This window comes from Paraburkholderia sp. BR13439, from assembly GCF_040948805.1.
GTDB classification, from domain to species: domain Bacteria; phylum Pseudomonadota; class Gammaproteobacteria; order Burkholderiales; family Burkholderiaceae; genus Paraburkholderia; species Paraburkholderia youngii.
Genome location: NZ_JBFPKN010000011.1, coordinates 94,458 through 114,225, shown reverse-complemented (window position 1 = coordinate 114,225; position 19,768 = coordinate 94,458). Strand labels below are relative to the sequence as shown.

Genomic DNA, 19,768 nt, shown 5'->3' with positions numbered 1-19,768 from the left:
TGATCTTATTCCTGATAGGGGGCCCGTGCCGTGATTGCGGGAATGCGAATTTGTCTGCTCGCGGGCGCGGCGGGGTACTTAGCCAATACGAACCAGTCATTTAAATTGCGGAGACTTGTCATGCGCTTGACCGTTCATCTCGACACGTTCGATCGTGTCAACCCGATGGCCTTCGCCATTCTCTGGCTCGACAAGGACACCCGGCAATGGTCGCGCGAAGGTCATTTCGGGCTCGAGTTGCCCGAATGGGGCGCTTTGCATGTGGATTGCGGCGATACGCTCGTGTGCGCGCCGCATAGCACGGTGCCGGTCTGCGTGCTCGAGGGGCTCGATCTGAATCAGCTTGACGGGCCGTTCGAAGGCGAGGTCGGCCGCGTGCAGTGGTGCGTGGAACGCGGCCGCAGCCTGATGTGTGGCCACTGGCGCGTGCAATGCATCGACGTGGAACGGGCGGAACCGGAAAACAGCGTATTCGCAAGCGACGAAAACGCCTGAATCGGGGCGTCGCAAGCGGGGAGGCGATCGCCATGGCTCTCGTCGCTGATCTCGATGGCGTGCGGCAAGCGTACGCTTTGTGCTTCATCCGTACGCCGTGGGCCTATTTCACGCGACTGCGGCTCGATCAGCAATGGGGCGACGGCACCACCGCTCCGTACCGCCTTAGACGTTACGAAAAGAGGCCTCGAGCTGCGTCAGGTTATGGACATCTAGTTTCGCGTAAATTTTTCGCACGTGGTCGATCACAGTGCTTTCGCGAATACCCATCAATTGCGCAATATCCCCATGCGAGCGTCGGAGCAACAGGTAAATGCAGAGTTGCCGCTGCCGTTCGCTCAAGCCAAGCTGAAATCCCCGCGTCTCGATTTCGAACGCGAGCGGAGGGAAATGCTCAGTGTAGATAGCGATACATGCGTGGTCCGCGCTCGCTGCTGCGTGGTCGAAGCGATACGCCCTGAACGTAAATCGACCGGCGGCGTTGAACCGTTCCAGGAAAGGTGGCGCTGCGGCGCAGCCTCGCCAGATTCCGTTGAAATTGGCGAGTAGCGGCGCTAGCCAACCCGGGAGCCGTGTGTGTTGCGCGCGGCTGGCCGACTCTCCGCCTGCCAGCGCAAGCATCCGCATGCCGTCCTCATTCTGCAACATGATCTTGCCGGTGTCGTCGACCACGATAACCGACGAACGACCATCTTCCGTGTGATTGGGATGCCGGCCTTTGGGTGACGTGAGCGCATGCGCGATATGTGCCGACAAAGGTCGAATGTCCGCGAGGTCCCGTTCGGAAAACGGCCGGCCGCCGGGCATTCTCTTGAGCGTCACGCTGCCCCACCCGCGCTTCCCATCGAAGGCCGTCAGTTCCAGGCTGTGCCGGATGTACATAGGCCGGTAAAGCTCGTTATACATCGTGCTGTTGAGCAACACCCCATCATGGCGCGCCGAGTTTTCGTACCCTCGTCCTCGCCGCATCGCAGTCGAAAAGCTAACCCCCATCGCATCAACCTGCATTTCCGTATTGTGCACTTCGGACATGTAGAGCGGCATCATTGCGTAGATGGCCTCGTTCTGGCTGAACATGTCGCTAAGCGCATACTGCGCGTCGGCGTAGAAGAACATGCCCCAGTCCGCCCCGACCAACGTACGAAGCGTTTCGACGACGTGCGGAATGACGATGTGCGGATCAGATCCAAGCAGGCACAGCCGCCGGACGTGACCTGACAAAGCAGCGTGTTTTGAAGACATTTCTGTCTCCGGGGAGCGTAGAAGTCCGCTATGCCTTTGGTTGCTTTCTATACTGTCAGACGTTAGGCACGACTGTTACTCCCATTTGCGAGGGAGTCAGTCCAGCGGAGATGTAAAGATGGGACGAGTCGATGACATTCACGCGGCCGTGCGGCTCGTCTATCAGGCGGCGCTCGATCCCGGGGAATGGCATGCGGCGCTCTATTCGGTCGTGAACGCTATTGGTGCACATAAGGCGGTGCTCAACGGAGTGACCGGAGATGCCGTTGGTGTCGTCGCGTCGACCGGCATCGAGCTATCTTCCGCGTTACGACTGCACCACGAGTTCGCGTCACGAATGCCGGACTGGATCAGCGCCATTCCGGCAGGAACGTCCTTGCGTCAATCGTCAGCGATCTCGGACGCGGATTTCAGACGCTCTGATCTGTATAACGAGGCGGTTCGGCCAGCTGGCGGATTCTACGGGATCGTCACGCCACTTGTGCGCACGCCTGTGCGTCAGGTCTATCTTTCGTCCGGCCGCGAATTAGGTGCAGCGGATTTCGATAACGAAGATGTAGACGCCTTGAATCTCGTTGTGCCCCACCTTATCAACTCGCTTGAACTTGGCAAGCGCCTCGTGCGCGCGGACGCGAACGTCAAGTCGGTATTTGATCTGCTTGACCGCGCGAGCGTCGGCGTCATTCTGTTCGACGCCGCGCTGTGCCCTGTGTTCGTGAACAGACGCGCCGAGGCGCTTGCATCGAGCGGCGACGGATTGATGCTGTCTAAACGCACGGTGGCGGCGACGAAGCACGCGGAAACACTGTTGTTGCAGAAGGCGATGGCCGGCTCGGTTGGCTTGCACGACATAAAACGCAACGGCCGCGAGAGTGCGATACAACAAGCCGCCCCTACGCGTTGCTATCTTTCGCGCGATCCGCCGCGCCTGCCACTCGTCGTCAGGATCATGCCATTCGACCTGCACCAGCGCTCTGGCGCGTATGGAGATGCGGGCGAATCCAACACCACACGTGGCGCTCTGTTCCTGACGGAGGCCGACCGTGCGCCGAACGTCGATGCGGACGTACTCGTTGAAACGTTCCGACTCACGCGCCGCGAGGCGCAACTTGCAGTGTTACTTGCCAACGGCTACTGCCTCGAAGAGGCGGCGACGAAGCTCACAATCGGCTTAGGCACAGCGCGGGGATACCTGAAACAGATATTGGGCAAGACGTTCACTCATAGACAGGCCGAGCTCGTCGCGCTAATCCTGCGCAGCAGCCTGCAAGCTTTCGAATCTGCCGATGGCCGCTAGAGTCGCGGCGGCGAGGCCGTCTCCGCCAGACCGGCAAGCGGACGTTTTTCGCGCACGCGCTGACTCAGCATGCCGAGCGCGAGTAGTGCTATCGGATAGAGGATCTTGTAGTTCGAATCCGCCATCAGGAAACCACAGGACAGAAATGCGAGCGGTGTCAGAAGCCATCGCTGTGCTCCGCGTTCGATCTTCCAGCAAGCGAAAATACATATCAGGTAGAGCACCAGGAAATTCTGGTTAGCAACGATCAATAGATCCGGGATCTGGATGTGAAATGCCGTCACCCCTGCCAGTACGGCCGCAAAGCTTGCCGCCACCAACAATACTGCGTTGCGAGGCGTTCCTTGCCCGTCCAGGCGCGCAAAGACTCCGGGCAGCAGGCGGTTCCTGCTGGCGGCATAGAAAAGACGGCTGGCAGCGAAGACCCACGCATTGGCTGTCGCCTGGATAATCACAACTGTCACGAGCGCGAATGCAGACTGCCAGCGCAAGGGAACGAGATGGGCAATCCCTTCCGCCGCGTTCACTGACGATTGGTTACTTGACGCACCGTTTACGGTGCCTGCCAGCAGGGAATACAGCACCACCACGACGAGAAAGCTAGCCAGATAAACGAGCTTGATCGTTCGCTGCGGCTGCTGGAACTCCTCGAGACCGAACGAGACGTTCTCCCAGCCTATAAATGCCCAGAAAAGCAGAGCACTCACTCTCCAGACTTGCGATGGCTTCACGCCTGTCCAGTCGGGACGAGTCCACAGCAGCATACCGGTGCGCAGGTCGGCGTGCCTCGTCACGCAAAGGGCGAGCACGGCAGCGACGATCAATGCGAGCGAGAGCTTATTGACGAGTGCGGCCTTGCGAATGCCGAACAGGTTGAACGTGATGGCAACCAGCAAGATCGATATGCAGATAGGGACATGAGCACTCTTGTCGAGGCCAAAGGCAACGAGCGCATAGCTTGCCCCGATCATCGATTGAGCCGGAACGGTAAGCGGGAACGTGCCGCATAGAACGGCCGTGACGGCAGATTCGGCGCGCCGCCCGAGCGCGGCTTCGGCGTAACGCGAAACTCCCGCGGCGGAGGCGTAGCGCGTGCCAAGGATTGCAAACACCCAAAGCAGCGGAAGACAGGCGATCGCGCAGGCCAACCATCCGAATGCCGCGATTTGCGGCGAGCCGAGCTGCAGCGCAAGGCCGGGAAGACCAAACACGCCGGAGCCGACGACCATTCCGACAGCCAGCGCCGTGCCGCCGAACAGCGAAATCTGCCGACGCAATTCTGGCACTTCTTTCTCCTTCGCTGTTTCCTGTGCTGTGACTCGATGCAAGTCCAGATCGATTGCGGTGACTAGTACGGTCGTATTCATGCTAGATGTCGCGCGAAGGCGAAACACCCCATGTGCAGGGGGCATCTGCGACTCGGCCGTGAGCGGCCGGAGCGTCCGTTGGACGTACCGTCGCCACGCGCGAATCGGCTGGAAGCACAGCGGAAGGTTCTCTGAGACCACCCGCCGCGTCAGGCTGTCGTCAATGGCAGCGCCACACGTGCCTCCGGAATGCATTGGAGGCGATGGGCAGTCTGGAGGGGGCTCGACACGTGCGGGTCAGCACAAGCGAGGCGGGCGCGGCCGTTCAGTTCACGGTGCCCCTGCACGCGTCGCCAATGCTATGACGCACCGCCGGATATTTTCGCGAGAACGCTCGCAACGATGCGATCGCACTGCGCCCCGCCGAATTCGAACGCATCGCGCTCGGCGAGATCGAGCGCCTGAGCAAGCGACTCGCGCAACATGCTGCGCGCGCGAAAATGCCGGCTCCGCACCGTCGCTTCGGGAATGCTCAGACACTGCGCGGTCTCCTCGACGCTCATTTCCTCTATCGCGCGCAGCACGAAGACGACGCGAAACGGCTCGGGCAATTCATCGAGTGTGCGTTCGAGCAGCACGCGCACTTGCGAACCCGCAAGCGCCCGGTCGGGGGCATCGTCGTCGTGTGTGGTCATTGCATCGTCATGTTCGATGTATTCGGGCGCGTCCACGATCGGAATCACATTCTGACGCCGCGCCGCGCGCCGCAATCGAGCAAAGCATTCGTTGAGCACGAGCCGCGACAGCCACGTGAACAATTGCGACTCACCGCGAAACTGGCTGATCGATCTGTACGCATGCAAATACGCGTCCTGCAGCGCATCTTCCGCCTCGGCGTCGTTGCGCAAGGTCGCGCGCGCCATGCGATAGAGCCGGCGGTTGTGCCTTCGCATCAGCAGTTCGAACGCGTCGATCACGACGACGTACGTCGCCGCCATCGCATCGACGTGCAACACGAGCAGGCCCATCAGACAAACGAGCAGGCGCATATCACGCACCGCTCTTTGCCAGTTCCGCCTGCACATGGCGCGCATGTTCGAGATGCGCAACGAACGCCGGCCGCACCTTCACGAGCAGCGCCTTCAGTTCCTCGTTCTTCGCGCTCGGAATGACGAGTTTCATATGACATCTCCCCATATTCCATTGCGGATATGGGATTGGATGTCACGTCGGAGAAGCGCGTTCCGGATCGACCAGCAACGCGCCCGGAATGCGCGCGCCACGTTGACGCGTGACGCCGGAAACCACCGCACACTACATCGCGATCACCTTGCCGGGGTTCAGGATATTGTGCGGATCGAGCGCAAGCTTGATCGCCTTCATCGCGGCGAGTTCGGCCGGCGAGCGCGACATGCCGAGCACGCTCAGCTTTTCCTCGCCGATCCCATGCTCGGCCGATACCGAGCCGCCCATTTCCCCCGTGAGTTCATAGACGACGCGCTTGACCTCGTCGATGTCCTCGTCGGTCCAGCCCGGTTCCTGCGCCACCACGTGCAGATTGCCATCGCCGAGATGCCCGTAGACGAGGATCGTCGCTTGCGGCCAGCGCGCGCGCAGCCGCTCGTCGCAACGCTGCGCCGCATCGCCCGCCTGCGCGACCGCGAAGCTGATGTCGAACGAGATGCGTCCGGGGATCAGGCGCGGATATTCGGCCGGCGCGTCGCGAATCGCCCAGAACGCCGCGGCGTCGGCGTCCGATTGCGCGATCGCGGCGTCGGAGATCACGCCGGCGTCGAGCATGTCGGCGAGAAAGTCCTCGAACGCCGCCGACTGCCGCTCCGGGTCCGCGCCGCAAGTCTCGAGCAATACGTAGTAAGCGTGATCGCTGCCGAGCGGCACGCGCAATTCGGGCAGGCGTTCCCGCACGAAGTCGCAATAGCTGGGCCACATGACCTCGAACGCGGACACGCCGGCCGGCAGCCGCTCCTGCGCGCGGCCGAGCAGCGTGGTTACCGCCTCGTAATCCGGCATGCCGCACCATGCGGTCGAGATTGCGCGCGGTTTGGCGCGCAGGCGCAGTACCGCGCGCGTAATGACCCCGAGCGTGCCTTCGCTGCCGGTCAGCAGGTTGCGCAGGTCGTAGCCGGTATTGTTCTTGATCATCTTGCGCTCGCCGCCGATCACGCTGCCGTCGGCGAGCACCGCTTCGACGTCGAGCACCTGGTCGCGCATCATCCCGTAGCGGATCACGCGGTTGCCGCCCGCATTGGTTGCGATGTTGCCGCCGATCGTGCAACTGCCGCGCGCGCCAAGGTCGAGCGCGAACATGAAGCCGGCGTGATCGGCCGCTTCCTGCACCGCCTGCAGCGGCGTGCCCGCGAACACGGTGATGGTCGCGCTGACCGGATCGATGTCGATGACGCCGTTCATCCGCTCGACGCTCAGCGCAACCTCGCCGCCGAGCACGCAGGCGCCGCCCGCATGCCCGGTCATGCCGCCTTGCGTGACGACCGGCTGGCGGAATTGATGACAGATCCTGAGCGCGGTGGCGACTTCTTCGGTCGTGCGCGGTCGGATCAGCGCGATCGGATCGGTCGATGGCGTGCCGCTCCAGTCGGCGAACTGCCGCCCGCCAAATTCGGCCGGCAAACTCACGATGTCCGCGCCGAGCGTTTCGCGCAGCGCGGCGACGGCTTCGTTACGGCGGGTCGCGACGTTCGGTTCTTGCTGCATCAGATATCTCCAGTTCGTCAGGCGGACAGAGCCGCTGCGCGCGCCTGCACCGTTTGGGTCTGCGTTTGCGATTGCACGTGCGACAGTGGCGCCTGCTGCCCTGGCCAACGCAGATAACTACGGTCGAGCCCGGCGATATCGCAGCAACCGAGCAAGCCGAGCGCCCGGTCGATCTCGGTCTGCAGAATCTCGATAGCCCGCTCGGCGCCCGGCTGACCGCCCGCGCTCAGACCATAGGTGGTCGCGCGTCCGAGCAATACCGCATCGGCGCCCAGCGCGACCGCCTTCAGGATCTCGGAGCCGCGGCGAAATCCGCCGTCGAGCATCACGCACAGCTTACCCCCAACCTGCTCGACGACTTCGGGCAGCACGTCCATCGCCGATACCGCGCTGTCGAGCTGCCGCCCACCGTGGTTCGACAGCACGATGCCGTCGACGCCGGCCTCCAGCGCCTTCAGCGCATCCGGCGCACCCAGCACGCCTTTGACGATCAGCCGACGCGGCCACAGATCGCGCAGCCAGCGGATATCGTCCCACGACAACGACGGGTCGAGTTCCCGGCCCAGTGTGATCGTCGCGCCCTTCACGCTGTCCTGCCCCGGCGGCAGCAGGTCGCCGAGATTGGCGAAGCGCGGCATGCCGTTCGGCCACAGCACGTTGGCCATCCAGCCCGGATGGCGCAGCACGTCGAACTTGTTGCGCCAGTCGAGTTTCAGCGGCTCGATGTAGTTGCGCAGGTCCCATTCGCGTTTGCCGAACACCGCGCTGTCGGTCGTGACGACCAGCGCCTCGATGCCCGCGGCCTTCGCGCGCTGCGCCAGTTTCGCGAGAGATTCGCGCGTGCGGTACATGTAGACCTGCATCCACACGCGACCGCCCGCGCGCCGCACGACGTCCTCCAGCGAGACCGTCGACACGTTGCTCAGCACGAATGGAATGCCGGCCGCTGCCGCCGCGCTGGCCAGCTTGACGTCGCCTTCGCGAAACATCAGGCCGCTATAGCCGGTCGGGCCGATCATGAACGGCGACGCGCTGCGCTCGCCGAACAGCGTCACGCTCTGATTGCGCTTTTCGACGTTCACCAGCGTGCGCGGCAGAAAAGCGATTTCGCGGAACACGTCGCGGTTGCGCCGCAGTGTCGCTTCGTCTTCGGCGCCGCCCTCCACATACTCGAAACAGAAATTCGGCAGACGCTTGCGGGCCATCGCGCGCAGATCATCGATGCTGTGCGCGCGCTTCACGTCGCGGCCTGAATAAAGGCGGCGTTCCAATTGCATCCTCCAGTGCGTGATTGACTCGTCTATTTGATTGTTGGCTGTGTCGCTGCGCAGCCGTTCAGGTCACCACGCCGACCTGCCACGGCACGAACTCGCTCTGCCCGTAGCCGTGCAGCTCGCTCTTGGTGCGCGTACCGGAAGCGCAGTCGAGCATCATGCGGAAGATCGCTTCGCCGAGTTCGTCGATACTCGCGGTGCCGTCGATCACTCCGCCGCAATTGATATCGATGTCGTCCTGCTGGCGCTCCCACAACGCGGTGTTGGTCGCCAGCTTCAACGACGGCGACGGCGCGCAGCCGTAAGCGGAGCCGCGCCCGGTCGTGAAGCAGATCAGGTTCGCGCCCGAGGCGACCTGTCCCGTCGCGGACACCGGGTCGTAGCCGGGCGAATCCATGAACACGAAGCCCTTCGCGGCGATCGGCTGCGCGTATTCGTAGACGTCGACCAGATTCGTCGTGCCGCCCTTCGCGACCGCGCCGAGCGATTTTTCGAGGATCGTCGTCAGACCGCCCACCTTGTTGCCCGCCGATGGATTGTTGTCCATCGCGCCGCCATTGCGCGCGCAATAGTCCTGCCACCATGCGATGCGCGCGAGCAGTTTGTCGCCGACCGCGGCGCTCACCGCGCGGCGCGTCAGCAGATGCTCGGCGCCGTAGATTTCCGGCGTTTCCGACAGAATCGCGGTGCCGCCGTGCCGCACGAGCCGATCGACCGCGGCGCCGAGCGCCGGATTCGCGGAGATGCCCGAGTAGCCGTCCGAGCCGCCGCATTGCAGACCGACGCATAGATGCGCAGCCGGTACCGGCACGCGCTGCACGCGGTTCGCGTCGGCGAGCATCTCGCGCACCATCGTGACACCGCGTTCGATCGTCTTGCGCGTGCCGCCGCTGTCCTGGATCGTGAAGCTGCGCAGCTTCGTCGAGCTGGCGTCGAGGCCGCCCGCCGCGAGCACACCGTCGATCTGATTCGTCTCGCAGCCCAGCCCGACGAACAGCACCGACGCGAAGTTCGGATGCACCGCATAACCGGCGAGCGTACGACGCAGGATCGCAATGCCCTCGCCTTGCATGTCGATGCCGCAGCCGAGCCCGTGCGTCAAGGCGATTACACCGTCGACGTTCGGATAGTCGGCGAGCGCGTCGGGACGCACGTCGCGCCGGAAATGATCGGCAATCGCGCGCGCAACCGTCGCCGAGCAGTTCACACTGGTCAGAATGCCGATGTAATTGCGCGTCGCGATGCGGCCGTCGTCGCGACGAATCCCCATGAAATGCGCCGGTTCATCGACGTAGACGGTCGGCTGCGCATCGGCGCCGAACGCGTGCTCGCGCGCGAACTCGGACATGCCGAGATTGTGCGTATGAACATGCTGGCCGCGCGCGATCGCTTCACGCGCTACGCCGATGATCTGGTTGTAGCGCTTGACCGGTTCGCCCTGCGCGATGTCGCGCGTCGCGATCTTGTGTCCCGGCGGAATCAGCCCGGCGACGACCAGTTGTTCCGCGTCGATGCGCGTGCCCGGCAACAACTGCCGGGTCGCGATGATGACGTCGTCGGCGGGATGCAGGCGAATGATCGGGCACGCGCCGCTAGCTTGAGTCGACATGAAAAGCCTCGAAGACAGGGTTATCCGTAAGCGTTCGAACAGAATACGTCAGATCGTGGAGCCCACGCCCTTGGGCAGATCGCGGCTGTCCGATTCCAGCGACAGCGGCTCGATGCGTCCCACGATGAAAAGATAGCTGAACGCGCCAAGAAAGCAGAAGCCGCCCGCGACGACGAGCGGAATCGTGAACGAGCCCTTCGACATCGCCACCATCACGCCGGTGAACGTCGTGATCACGATCCCCGCCAGATTCGATGCGAAGTTCTGAATGCCGCCGATCGACGCGACATGACCCGGCGTCGGCGCGACGTCGCCTGGCAGCGACCAGATGCTCGCCGCGGCGAACGCGAGGCTGCCATAGGCGATGCCGAAGAACGCGAGCATCAGATACGTGTTCTCCGTGAACGCCGACAGCGTGATCACCGACGACAACAGCATGCCGCCGACCATGCAGGTCTTGCGCGCGGCCGTCAGGCTCCAACCGCGCCGGAACAGCGCGTCGGACACGAAGCCGCCGAGCCAGCCGCCCGGAATCGCGATCAACGCCGGAATCATTCCGAGCGTGCCGAGCGATTTGAGCGAGAAGCCACGGGTCTCCACGAGGTAGCTCGGAAACCACGTAATGAAGAAATAGATCACGAAGTTCAGGCAGAAGAAGCCGAGCATCATGCCCCACAGCGTGCGGTGGCGAAACAGCGACGCCCATGTCACCTTCTCCGCGCTTACCTGAGCCGCGGGAGTAGCCTCGAGTGCGACGGCCATCTCGTCTTGCACAGGATTGCGATAGATCACGAACCAGCCGACGATCCAGACCGCGCCGAGCAAGCCGGTGAGAACAAAAGCCGCCTTCCAGCCGAGCGTGCTGATGATCAGCGCAACCACGGGAATCGACAGCGCGGAGCCGACCCGCGAGCCGCTATCGAAGATGCTCGTCGCGAGCGCACGTTCCTTGGGCTGGAACCATTGGCTCACGAGCTTCGTGCAGGACGGATACGCGCCCGCCTCGCCGACGCCGAGCAACAGGCGGCAGCCGAACATGCCCGCGACGCTGGTCGTGACCGCGGTGGCCGCGGTAAACACCGACCACCAGCCGACCGCGAGCGGCAGCGCGATGCGCGCGCCGACGCGATCGACGAACCAGCCGAACGGCATCTGCATGAACGCGTAGGTCCAGAAGAAGCCGCTCAGGATGAAGCCCATCTCGGCGGGGCCGATGCCGAGCGCCTTTTCGATTTGCGGCGCGGCGACCGCGAGATTCGCACGATCGATGTAGTTCACCGCGATCGCGAGAAAGCACAGAAAAATCACTACCCAACGCATCTTCTTCATGAAACCGTCTCCTCCTAGCCAGGCTAAGCCTATGTTTAGATGAACCTTGCGACCTCGTGAGCCGCTGGTGTACTGCGGGGTCGACGACCCGATTTACTGCGGATTTGCGGCCCGCGCCTCTAGCCGCGTTGCACGCACGCGGCAAGCGCCGCGTTCAGACGCGGTTGCTCGACACGCACGCCGAGCTTGCGGGCGAGTTCGATCACCGGCTTGAAGCGCCGCTCTTTCTTTTGCTCGTGATTGCGCGCGATGTCGGCGAGGCGATGATCGAGGAACGGATTTTCGAATCGCTCGCGCACGTCGTCGAGATAGGCGCGCGCGTCGCTGCCCTGACCGAGCGCATCGAAGACCGGCAGTACCTCGTCGCGCCACAGCGATTCGAGATCGGCGCGCAACAGCGGATCGCGCATCGCGTGCAGTACGTTCTCGTCGGGATCGCGCGCGTCGGCCTGCCAGCGCTCGGCGAGCCACGTATGCCCGAGATTCAGCAGCAGCAGCTTCAGGCGTTCGTAGTGCAACAGATCGTCGGTGACGATCATCGCTTCGTGCTCGCACGGCAGCACCATGCCGGCACGCCGCTCGATCGCCCACAACGCGTAGGGTTCGGCAACCGCGCCGACCGGCCGGATCGGCTCGGACACGATGCGGTCCACCAGCGAATTGACCCAGATGCAGGTGTGCTCGATGTAGCGCAGGAACTCGGTCCCGCCGCCCCACCCGCGCGCGATATCGGCGACGAGGCCACGCAGCGTGTCGCCGTTGCCCGATACGAGTTCGCATGGCAGCAGCGTCAGCGGCGCGGCGCCGGCTTTGAAGCGCGCGTGCAGCAGCACTACGAGCTTCGCCGCGAATCCGCGCGGCACGCTCTTGTCGTTGCGCAATAGCTCGGCGGTGTCGTCGGCGAAACACTCGTAGCCTCGGTCGCCGGTGTTCGAGATCACCACGCGCGCGTCGCGCGCAAAGCGCTCAACCACCGTCGGCCAATCGGTATTCGCGTTCAATGCCTCGCTGATCGCATGACATTGCGTGGTCGTATCGATCACCGCTTCGCGACGCAGACCGCGAATGCGCACCTCGTACTGCCGGTGTGCGCGCAACGCGTCGATGCGCGCGAGGCTCTCGGGGTTGGCCGTCGTCTGCACGACGCTCACGTGCCCCAGCGCGCGGCCCGAGTCGAGCGCCGCCGATACGAACAGATCCGCGTGCGCCTGCAGAAAGCGACTCGTGCCGAATTGAAGAATCGGGTTGCCCATCGTCCGGTTTCCCCGCTCGCTCAACAGGCAACCAGCGCCTTGATGACGCCGGCATCCGGTTTCAGCAGCTCGGGGAATTCGCCCGGCAGATTGGCGAGTTCGACGACGTGGGTATTGAGCGCGGCCGTCGGAATCTTGCCGGCGCGCATCGCTTCGAGCACCGTTTCGAAGTCCGCGACGGTCGCGTTGCGGCTCGCGAGCAAGGTCGTCTCGCGCTTGTGGAACTCGGGATCGGCAAACGAAATGCGCTCGCTGACGATCGACACCAGCACGTACTTGCCGCCGTGCGCGACGAACTGCAGCCCGCGCTCCATCGCCTTCACGTTGCCGGTCGCGTCGAATACCACGTCGAAGAACTCGTTATCGGTCAGCGCGGCGAGTTGGGCGGCATCGGTCGCGGCGTCGGTGGTGTCGAGCAGCACCGTGTGACCGGCCTGCAACGCGCCGGCGCACACGGACAGGCGGTCCGCGCGGCCGTCGAGCACGCTGACCTCGGCGCCGCGCAGTTTCGCGAAGATCGTCACGGCCATGCCGATCGGCCCAGCCCCGACTACCAACGCACGCTGCCCGGCTTGCACGTCGGCGCGCGCGACCGCGTGTGCGCCGATAGCCAGGAACTCGAGCATCGCGGCCTGGTCGAGCGTCACGCCGTCGGCCTTGAAGACGAACGCCTGCGGCACCGCGAGGTACTCGGTCATGCCGCCGTCGGTATGGACGCCGAGCACGCGGATGTTCACGCAGCAGTTGCCCTTGCCCGCGCGGCAGGCCACGCAGCGCCCGCACGACAGATACGGCATCACGTACACCTGATCGCCGGCCGCGACGCGCGCGCCGGCCGGCGCCGCTTCGACGATGCCGGCAAGCTCGTGCCCCATCACGCGCGGATACGACAGATACGGCTGATTGCCGGTGAAGATATGGAAGTCGGTGCCGCAAATGCCGACTCGGCGGATGCGGATCAGCACATCGTCAGGGCCGGCGTTCGGCATCGCGCGTTCGGTGAGCGCGAGCTGGCCGGGTTGTTCGCAAATGACTGTCTTCATCGTCATGGAGGAATTGATCGGGTATCGGGAGCGGAGCGGCCTGCAGGGCTGCTCGCCTGGCGTCTACTTGGCGTCGATCTGGCCTTACCAATTTGCAAAAGTAACGGCACATGCGATACTGGTCAAGCCAATTTGCACGGAGTTGGGGGAAACCCCGAACGCTGTCAGCGCGCTGCCGAGCGCGCGCGATTTGCGCGCCGGGCGCTTCGATCTACAATCGGCGCTCGCCTTATCGGGATTGCACAAGCTCCATTGCCGGGAAACGTTTCGTGAACACCAAACCTGCCGACACGCGCCGTCTGTATCTTCAGATCGCGGAAAAATTGCGCGATCTGATCGCTCAGCCGGAGTTCGCGCCGAACGGCCGCCTGCCGCCCGAGCGCGCGCTGGCGGAAACGCTCGGCGTATCGCGGCCGTCGGTGCGCGAGGCGCTGGTCGCGCTGGAACTGGAAGGCCTCGTCGAGATTCGCATGGGCTCGGGCGTCTATCTGTGCGCGACGCCGTCCGCGCAAAGTGATGCGTCGCTGTCGCAGGCCGAACTCGGCGATAGCCTGCTCGACATCCTCGGCGCGCGCTGCCTGATCGAAGGCTCGATCATTGCGAGCGTCGCACCGTTCTGCAAACCGAAAGACCTGAAGATGCTGCGCGCGATCTACAACGAGATGGAGCGCGAAGTGAAGGCGGGCAGAATTCCGGTCGCCGCCGATCGCGCGTTCCATCTGGCGATCGCGCAGATGTCCGGCAACGAAGTGCTGGTGCGCACCGTCAGCTCGCTATTCGATGCGCGACATAGTCCGCTGTCGGAAAAGCTGCGTGGCCACTTCGAAAACGAAACGACGTGGCGCGCCGTGCCCGAAGAACATCTGGTGATTCTGGAAGCGCTGGAAGCGCACGATCCGCTGCAGGCGCAGGCGGCGATGCAGCGCCACTTGAAGCTGTCGTTGGAGCGGGTGATTACGGGGGGACAGCGGACGACTTAGAAACGGTTTCATCAAGACTTCTGGGCACGCTTGAGCGTATTCCAGCAGATCAAGGAACAACCGAGTCTGAGAAACGCCTCATCAACGGTTCGTCGTCAACGATTGGTTTTCCCATCTCCTCAGTCCGCTTGTTTGCGCCGCAACGGCAAACGTGCCAGCGTCGACGCGGCTCGTGTCAGCGCGCCGCCTCGGCCCGTGCGCTGCGCGATTTCACGCGCCAGTTCGCGAGCGCGCCGAACGCCATCAGCACGCTGGTGCCGAGAAACACCGCGCGCATGCCGATGTGGCCGCCGACGAAACCGCCCAGCAGCGGACCGGCCACCTGCCCCGCGTACTGCGACGACACCGAGTAGCCGAGAATCGCGCCCGTCACGCTCGCCGGCACGTTGTGCCGGATCACGCTCGCGATGCACGGCAACAGGCCGCCGAGTGCGATGCCCATCAGGAAACGCAGCACGATCAGCTGCCAGCTCGCGGTGACGAACGCCTGCGGCACGAGCAACACCGCCGATACCGCGAGGCAGCCGACGACCACGTTCCAGTGCCCGGCGCGATCCGCGAACCTGCCGAGGCGCGACGACGAGATCACGCTGCCGAGCGCCGCGCCCGACATGACGAAGCCCGCGACCATCGTCACGCTTTGAGGCTTCGTGAGCTGGGCGACGTAGACGGTGATGATCGGTTCGATCGACATGTTCGCGACCATCAGCAGCAGGCCGGTGGCAAGCATCGCGATGGCCGGCCGCTTGTCGTCCACCGAGGCCCACGCGCCTTTCTTCGACGCGCTGTCCGCGCGCTTGCGGACCGGCTGCTCGCGAATCAGAAACGCGGTCGCGAGAAAGGCGACGAAGATTGCCGCGCCCGAGGCCCAGAAGGTCGCGCGGATGCCGATCAGCGGCGGCAGGAAGCCGCCGATCAGCGGGCCGACCAGATTGCCCGCCATGATCCCCGACGACAGCACCCCGAGCGCCCAGCCCGAACGCGCCTTCGGCGTCTGCGTCGCGACGAGGATCATCGAGCCCGACGCATAGCCGCCGAGCAGCCCAGCGAGCAGCCGCAACGCGACCAGTTGCCAAGCCGAGTGCGCCATGCCGATCAGCGACATCGCGACCGCCATGCCGAGGCTCGAGCGGATCAGCATCAGCTTGCGGCCGTAGAGGTCCGCGAGCTTGCCCCACAGCGGCGCGACGAGCGCGGCGCTGAAAAACGTCGCGCCGAACGCGGCGCCGGACCACTGCACGATCGCCGCATGATCCTTCACGCCGAGTTGCTCGACGTAAAGCGGCAGGAACGGCAGCAGCAGCGTCATCGCGACGATGGTCGTGAACGAGCCGAACACGCACACGCACAGGTTGCGCTGCCAATGCGCGGCGGCTTCATCGCCGGCCGCAGGGGCGGCCTTGGCCGCCGCCGTCGCCTGCGGCGGCACCGGTTCGGCCGTCGGTACGTCGAGCTTGCGATTCATCTTCGAGACTTTCCAGGTGATTAGGGGCCGTTCGAGCTATCCGAAGCATGCTAACGGGCTGCGTCGCCGTCAGGCAGTCAACCCATCATCCTGGTATCGCTACTACCTCTTCCGACTAGTGGCCCGCGGGCGACGCGCTGTGCGACGTCTGCGGCGCGGCCGCCGCCGATGCCGCCGCATCCGACACCCCCGCCGCGCCGCCCGGCAGATCGGCCGGCTTCGTCGAACTCACCGCATCCGGATAGAGCTGCATCAGCACGCGCAGCACACCATTGGTCCAGCCAAAGCCGTCCTGTAGCGGATACTCGCCGCCGCCCGCCGACTTGTCGCTCGCGTCGACGTCGTACTTCTCGACCAGCTTGCCGGTGCGCTGGTAGTACGCGACGTTGGTGCGAATCCAGCGGGTCGCGATATCACGCGCGAGCTCCGGCTCGCTGTAGCGGCGCAGCCCGATCACCGCGAGGTACTGCAGCGGCGCCCAGCCGTTCGGTTCGTCCCACTGCTGTCCGGTATCGGTCCGCGTCGTCGCGAGACCGCCCGGGCGCAGTAGATCCCGCCGGATCGTCTGCGCCACTTCGCGCGCGTCGTTGCGTGTCGCGACGCCGGTGTAAAGCGGGTAGACGGTCGCGGCGGTCAGCCGGTGCGTGAGCGTGCGGTGCACGAAGTCGTAGTCGGCGAAAGCGTGCAGTTGCGGATCCCACAGCATCCGGCGGATCGCATCGGCTCGCACGCGGGCGCGTAGTTCGAGATTCTCCGCGTGGCCTGCGTCGCCGGTCACCCGGTAGGCTTTCGCGAGCGCGCGTTCGAGCTCCACTATCAGGCAGTTCAGGTCCACTGGCACGAGCGAGGTCACGTCGATGGTCGCGAGCGTCCTGCCGTCGGCGAACCAGCGCGAACTGAAATCCCAGCCGGTTTCGCCGCCCGCGCGCAGGTTGCGCCACAAATCCTGCGCGTCGCGTTGCGGTATCTGCTGCGCCGTCATCACATCCTCGCGGTACGACTCGTCGCGCGGCGCCGCGCGCTCGTCCCAGTAGCGATTGAGCAGCGTGCCGTCGGCGAGGCGCACCAGATGGCGCGCCGCGTTGCCGGGCGACAGATGATCGCTGCCCGCCATCCAGTACGCGTATTCACGGCGCAGCTCGGGCAGATAGCGGGCGTAGACCTGATCGCCCTCTTTGCGCGCGACGAGCTGCACCATCTGCGCGAAGAACGGCGGCTGCGAACGGCTCAGGTAATACGTGCGATTGCCGTTGGGAATATGGCCATAGCGGTCGATCAACGTTGAGAAATTGTTCAACTCGTCGTCGACGAGCGCGCGCTGGCCGCTCGCGTCGAGCCCCAGCAGAATGAAGTACGAGTCCCAGTAGTAGATCTCGTCGAAGCGGTCGCCCGGCACGATGTACGACGACGGCAGCGGCAACAGCGAAGCGTACGGGCTGGCGCTCGCATCCGGTTCGCGGCGCAGCACGCTCCACAGCGTATCGATGTGCGCGGTGACGCTTTCGTTCGGATCGGACACATAGCGCTTCGGCTCGCGCGGAGGCAGCGTGAAGCGCTGTTCGACGAATTGCTTCAGGTCGAAGCGCGGCTGAGCACGCTGGCTTTCGTAGTCGGCGTTGACTTGCGGCGGCGGCTCGTTGGGTGACATGTCGGCGAACGTCTTGCTGTCCGGGTACAGATGCGCGAGTTCGACGTCGCGATACAGCTCGCCATACAGCTCGGATGGCGGCGTCGGCACGACCGGCGACGGCTGCGCGTGATCCGTGTTGCCAACGCGCCCGGCCGCGGCGCTGCTCCCGGCATTCGCAGCGGCAGCCGATGCGGGCAGCGTAAGGGCCGGCACGGCCGGCTCGGTCGGCGCGACCGTCGGCGCGGATTGCGCGGTGACGCTGCTGCTTGCGGCGAGCGCCAGCGCGGTGGCCACGGAGGCTAGAACGCTGCGGTACGGCCGCTCGCGGGAAGACCAAACGGGAAGATCGGAACGAAATGGCATCGGCGGACCCGTTGAGGACGACGCGGTGACGTCGACGTAGGCGGCCCGCCGCGCGTGCCGATCCTATGCTGCACGCAACCGCGGGGCTTCGAGAGGGTCTCGCCAGCAAATGCGGGGCCCGCTCCGCAAAACGATGTCGCGTTAGCCTCCGGTCGCGAATCCTAATGACGCCGCCTTCGCGCGCAGATCCGCGAAGCGGTCCGCCGTCGGGTTGATCGCCCGCTTTTGCGACTGATCGATCGCCGATACCGAGCTCGACGGCGAAGGCACGACCGCCCCCAGGCAGGTTCCGCCGAACGGCCCCTGGGCGACAGTGAACGCGGGAGCGTCGGTGCGCGGCGCGTCGTTGAAATCGAGCGCGTAAGCGAGATTGAAGGTCGCCGGATCGCCGCCGCGCACGCCGAGCGGCTGCAAGCCGAAGCGCCATTGCAGCAGCGCGTGAATCGAGCTGGGGTCGAACGGATAGCGCGTGATCGAACCCGCGCGCACGTGCGGGCCCAGCAGCGCGAGCGGCACGCGAAAGCCGAGCTTGCCGTCGTTGCCGAGCGTGAGCTCGTTGTTGCTGATCCGCCTGGTGGGCGGCACCACGTGCTCGAGAAACCCGCCCCATTCGTCGTAGACGACGATCATCAGCGTGCGGCTCCACGTCGGGCTCGTGCGCAGCGCCTCGTAGACCTGCGCGAGAAACGCCTCGCCGTCGCGGATGTCGGCATGGGGATGATCGTCGGAGGAAACGCCTTCCGGCTCGCCCGTAAATGACGGATCGACCATGCAGAATGGCGGCAGCGTCCCCGCCGCGGCATTCACGAGGAAATCCGCAAACGGGCGGGAAATGCCGACATACCGCGTGCTATAAAGCGCCGTGATCGGCACGTCGTGGTAGTAGTAGCGAGCGTCGACATCGGCGTCGCTCAGCTTGTCCCAGATCGTCGCGAGCGACGATGTGTCGGCGCTGTCGTCGAGCCGGTCCGTTGCGCCGCTGTGCAGATAGAGGCGATTGGGAAACGTGCTGGTCAGGATGCCGCTGAAGTAAAAGTCGCCGATCGTGTAACTGCTGGCCACGGCGTTGAAAAATTGCAGGTCGGCCTGCGTGTAGAAGCCGATAGGCAGCAGGTCGCCCCGGCTCAGGCTCGTGCCCGGCGTGAGCAGCCAGCCATTCATCGCGCCCGATGCCAGTTGCGTGCGGGCCCCCGAAAAGCTGTGATTGGGGTCCAGGAACGCGCACGCCTGATAGCCGTACGCGGCATTCGCCGCGAGCGAAAACGGCGTTTGCGTCGCGCCGAACGCGTCCTTGAACTTCTGGTTCGCGGGCATGCCCTCGGAGCCCGGCACCCAGCCGAGGAAATGGTCGAACGAACGATTTTCCATCGTGACCAGCACGATGAAGTCGATGCCCGAGCTGGCCGGCGCGGGCAACGCCGGGCGCGGCAGGCTATAGCGGTCGGCGGCGTTGGGCGCCGGAATGTCGGTAATCGAGGGCGCGGGGTCGCCGCCTCCTCCGCCCGTTAAGTCGTCTTCGCCCGATCCGCCACCGCAACCCGCTAGCGCAACGCTGCCGGCCACCGCGGCTACGCCGGCAAGAAAGCGGCGGCGGTCGTGTGCGTGAGTCTTGCGAGTCTCGTCGCCCATCACACGCCTCCTGATTGGCTGCGGTGCGGGCATTCGTCCATGCCTGCCTGCCGCGAAGCAACACGCGCGCGCCGATTGGAGCGGCGGTTGGTCGTTGGCAGCAAGTTTCGAACCCGAGG

At 64.6% G+C, this 19,768-nt stretch carries 16 protein-coding genes; 3 read left to right on the top strand and 13 right to left on the bottom strand.

Annotated features, from left to right (window positions below; translation table 11 throughout):
- Positions 1–120 precede the first annotated feature (120 nt).
- Entirely contained in the window at positions 121–495 is a 375-nt protein-coding gene (locus AB3X96_RS22065; RefSeq protein WP_368591381.1) for a DUF3564 domain-containing protein, read from the top strand.
- A 165-nt stretch (positions 496–660) separates the two neighbouring features.
- On the opposite strand, the gene AB3X96_RS22060 is transcribed toward AB3X96_RS22065, so the two are convergent.
- Positions 661–1,737 (bottom strand): helix-turn-helix transcriptional regulator, encoded by a 1,077-nt coding sequence (locus tag AB3X96_RS22060; protein ID WP_368591380.1) that lies wholly within the window; start codon positions 1,735–1,737, stop codon positions 661–663.
- A gap of 118 nt (positions 1,738–1,855) precedes the next feature.
- On the opposite strand from AB3X96_RS22060, the gene AB3X96_RS22055 reads away from it, so the two are divergent.
- Entirely contained in the window at positions 1,856–3,034 is a 1,179-nt protein-coding gene (locus tag AB3X96_RS22055; RefSeq protein WP_368591379.1) for a helix-turn-helix transcriptional regulator, read from the top strand.
- Here the strand turns inward: AB3X96_RS22055 and AB3X96_RS22050 are convergent.
- The 9 genes from AB3X96_RS22050 to AB3X96_RS22010 all read right to left on the bottom strand — a co-directional run bounded on the left by AB3X96_RS22050 (position 3,031) and on the right by AB3X96_RS22010 (position 13,582).
- On the bottom strand, positions 3,031–4,401 hold the full coding sequence (locus tag AB3X96_RS22050) for an APC family permease (protein WP_368591378.1): 1,371 nt from the start codon (positions 4,399–4,401) through the stop codon (positions 3,031–3,033). The two genes, AB3X96_RS22055 and AB3X96_RS22050, sit on opposite strands and share 4 nt — an antisense overlap.
- A 299-nt stretch (positions 4,402–4,700) precedes the next feature.
- Positions 4,701–5,369: an RNA polymerase sigma factor gene (locus AB3X96_RS22045; RefSeq protein ID WP_368591518.1), complete on the bottom strand. Its 669-nt coding sequence runs from the start codon at positions 5,367–5,369 to the stop codon at positions 4,701–4,703.
- A gap of 22 nt (positions 5,370–5,391) precedes the next feature.
- Positions 5,392–5,523, bottom strand: a complete 132-nt coding sequence (locus AB3X96_RS22040) for a hypothetical protein (protein WP_368591521.1) — start codon at positions 5,521–5,523, stop codon at positions 5,392–5,394.
- A gap of 132 nt (positions 5,524–5,655) precedes the next feature.
- The gene (locus tag AB3X96_RS22035; RefSeq protein ID WP_368591377.1) at positions 5,656–7,074 is read right to left on the bottom strand and encodes an FAD-binding oxidoreductase; all 1,419 of its coding nucleotides are present in this window, start codon (positions 7,072–7,074) and stop codon (positions 5,656–5,658) included.
- Between the two features lie 17 nt (positions 7,075–7,091).
- Positions 7,092–8,345: an alpha-hydroxy acid oxidase gene (locus AB3X96_RS22030; protein WP_368591376.1), complete on the bottom strand. Its 1,254-nt coding sequence runs from the start codon at positions 8,343–8,345 to the stop codon at positions 7,092–7,094.
- 64 nt (positions 8,346–8,409) lie between these two features.
- Positions 8,410–9,957, bottom strand: a complete 1,548-nt coding sequence (locus AB3X96_RS22025; protein WP_368591375.1) for a UxaA family hydrolase — start codon at positions 9,955–9,957, stop codon at positions 8,410–8,412.
- A 48-nt stretch (positions 9,958–10,005) separates the two neighbouring features.
- On the bottom strand, positions 10,006–11,286 hold the full coding sequence (locus AB3X96_RS22020) for an MFS transporter (RefSeq protein ID WP_368591374.1): 1,281 nt from the start codon (positions 11,284–11,286) through the stop codon (positions 10,006–10,008).
- A 119-nt stretch (positions 11,287–11,405) separates the two neighbouring features.
- Positions 11,406–12,539, bottom strand: a complete 1,134-nt coding sequence (locus tag AB3X96_RS22015) for a mannitol dehydrogenase family protein (RefSeq protein WP_368591373.1) — start codon at positions 12,537–12,539, stop codon at positions 11,406–11,408.
- A gap of 20 nt (positions 12,540–12,559) precedes the next feature.
- Positions 12,560–13,582, bottom strand: coding sequence for a zinc-binding alcohol dehydrogenase family protein (locus AB3X96_RS22010; protein ID WP_368591517.1), 1,023 nt, complete (start codon positions 13,580–13,582; stop codon positions 12,560–12,562).
- 269 nt (positions 13,583–13,851) lie between these two features.
- Here AB3X96_RS22010 and AB3X96_RS22005 point away from each other — a divergent pair, with 269 nt between their 5' ends.
- Entirely contained in the window at positions 13,852–14,562 is a 711-nt protein-coding gene (locus AB3X96_RS22005) for a FadR/GntR family transcriptional regulator (RefSeq protein ID WP_368591372.1), read from the top strand.
- 175 nt (positions 14,563–14,737) lie between these two features.
- On the opposite strand, the gene AB3X96_RS22000 is transcribed toward AB3X96_RS22005, so the two are convergent.
- The 3 genes from AB3X96_RS22000 to AB3X96_RS21990 form a co-directional block, all read right to left on the bottom strand.
- A complete protein-coding gene (locus AB3X96_RS22000; RefSeq protein ID WP_368591371.1) occupies positions 14,738–16,027 on the bottom strand; it encodes an MFS transporter in 1,290 nt (429 codons plus the stop codon).
- 115 nt (positions 16,028–16,142) lie between these two features.
- Positions 16,143–17,951 carry an alpha,alpha-trehalase TreA gene (gene treA / locus AB3X96_RS21995; RefSeq protein ID WP_368591370.1) on the bottom strand — a complete coding sequence of 603 codons (1,809 nt, stop codon included), beginning with the start codon at positions 17,949–17,951 and terminating at the stop codon, positions 16,143–16,145.
- Positions 17,952–18,161: 210 nt separating this feature from the next.
- Positions 18,162–19,649 (bottom strand): alkaline phosphatase family protein, encoded by a 1,488-nt coding sequence (locus tag AB3X96_RS21990; RefSeq protein ID WP_368591369.1) that lies wholly within the window; start codon positions 19,647–19,649, stop codon positions 18,162–18,164.
- Between the last annotated feature and the right edge of the window lie 119 nt (positions 19,650–19,768).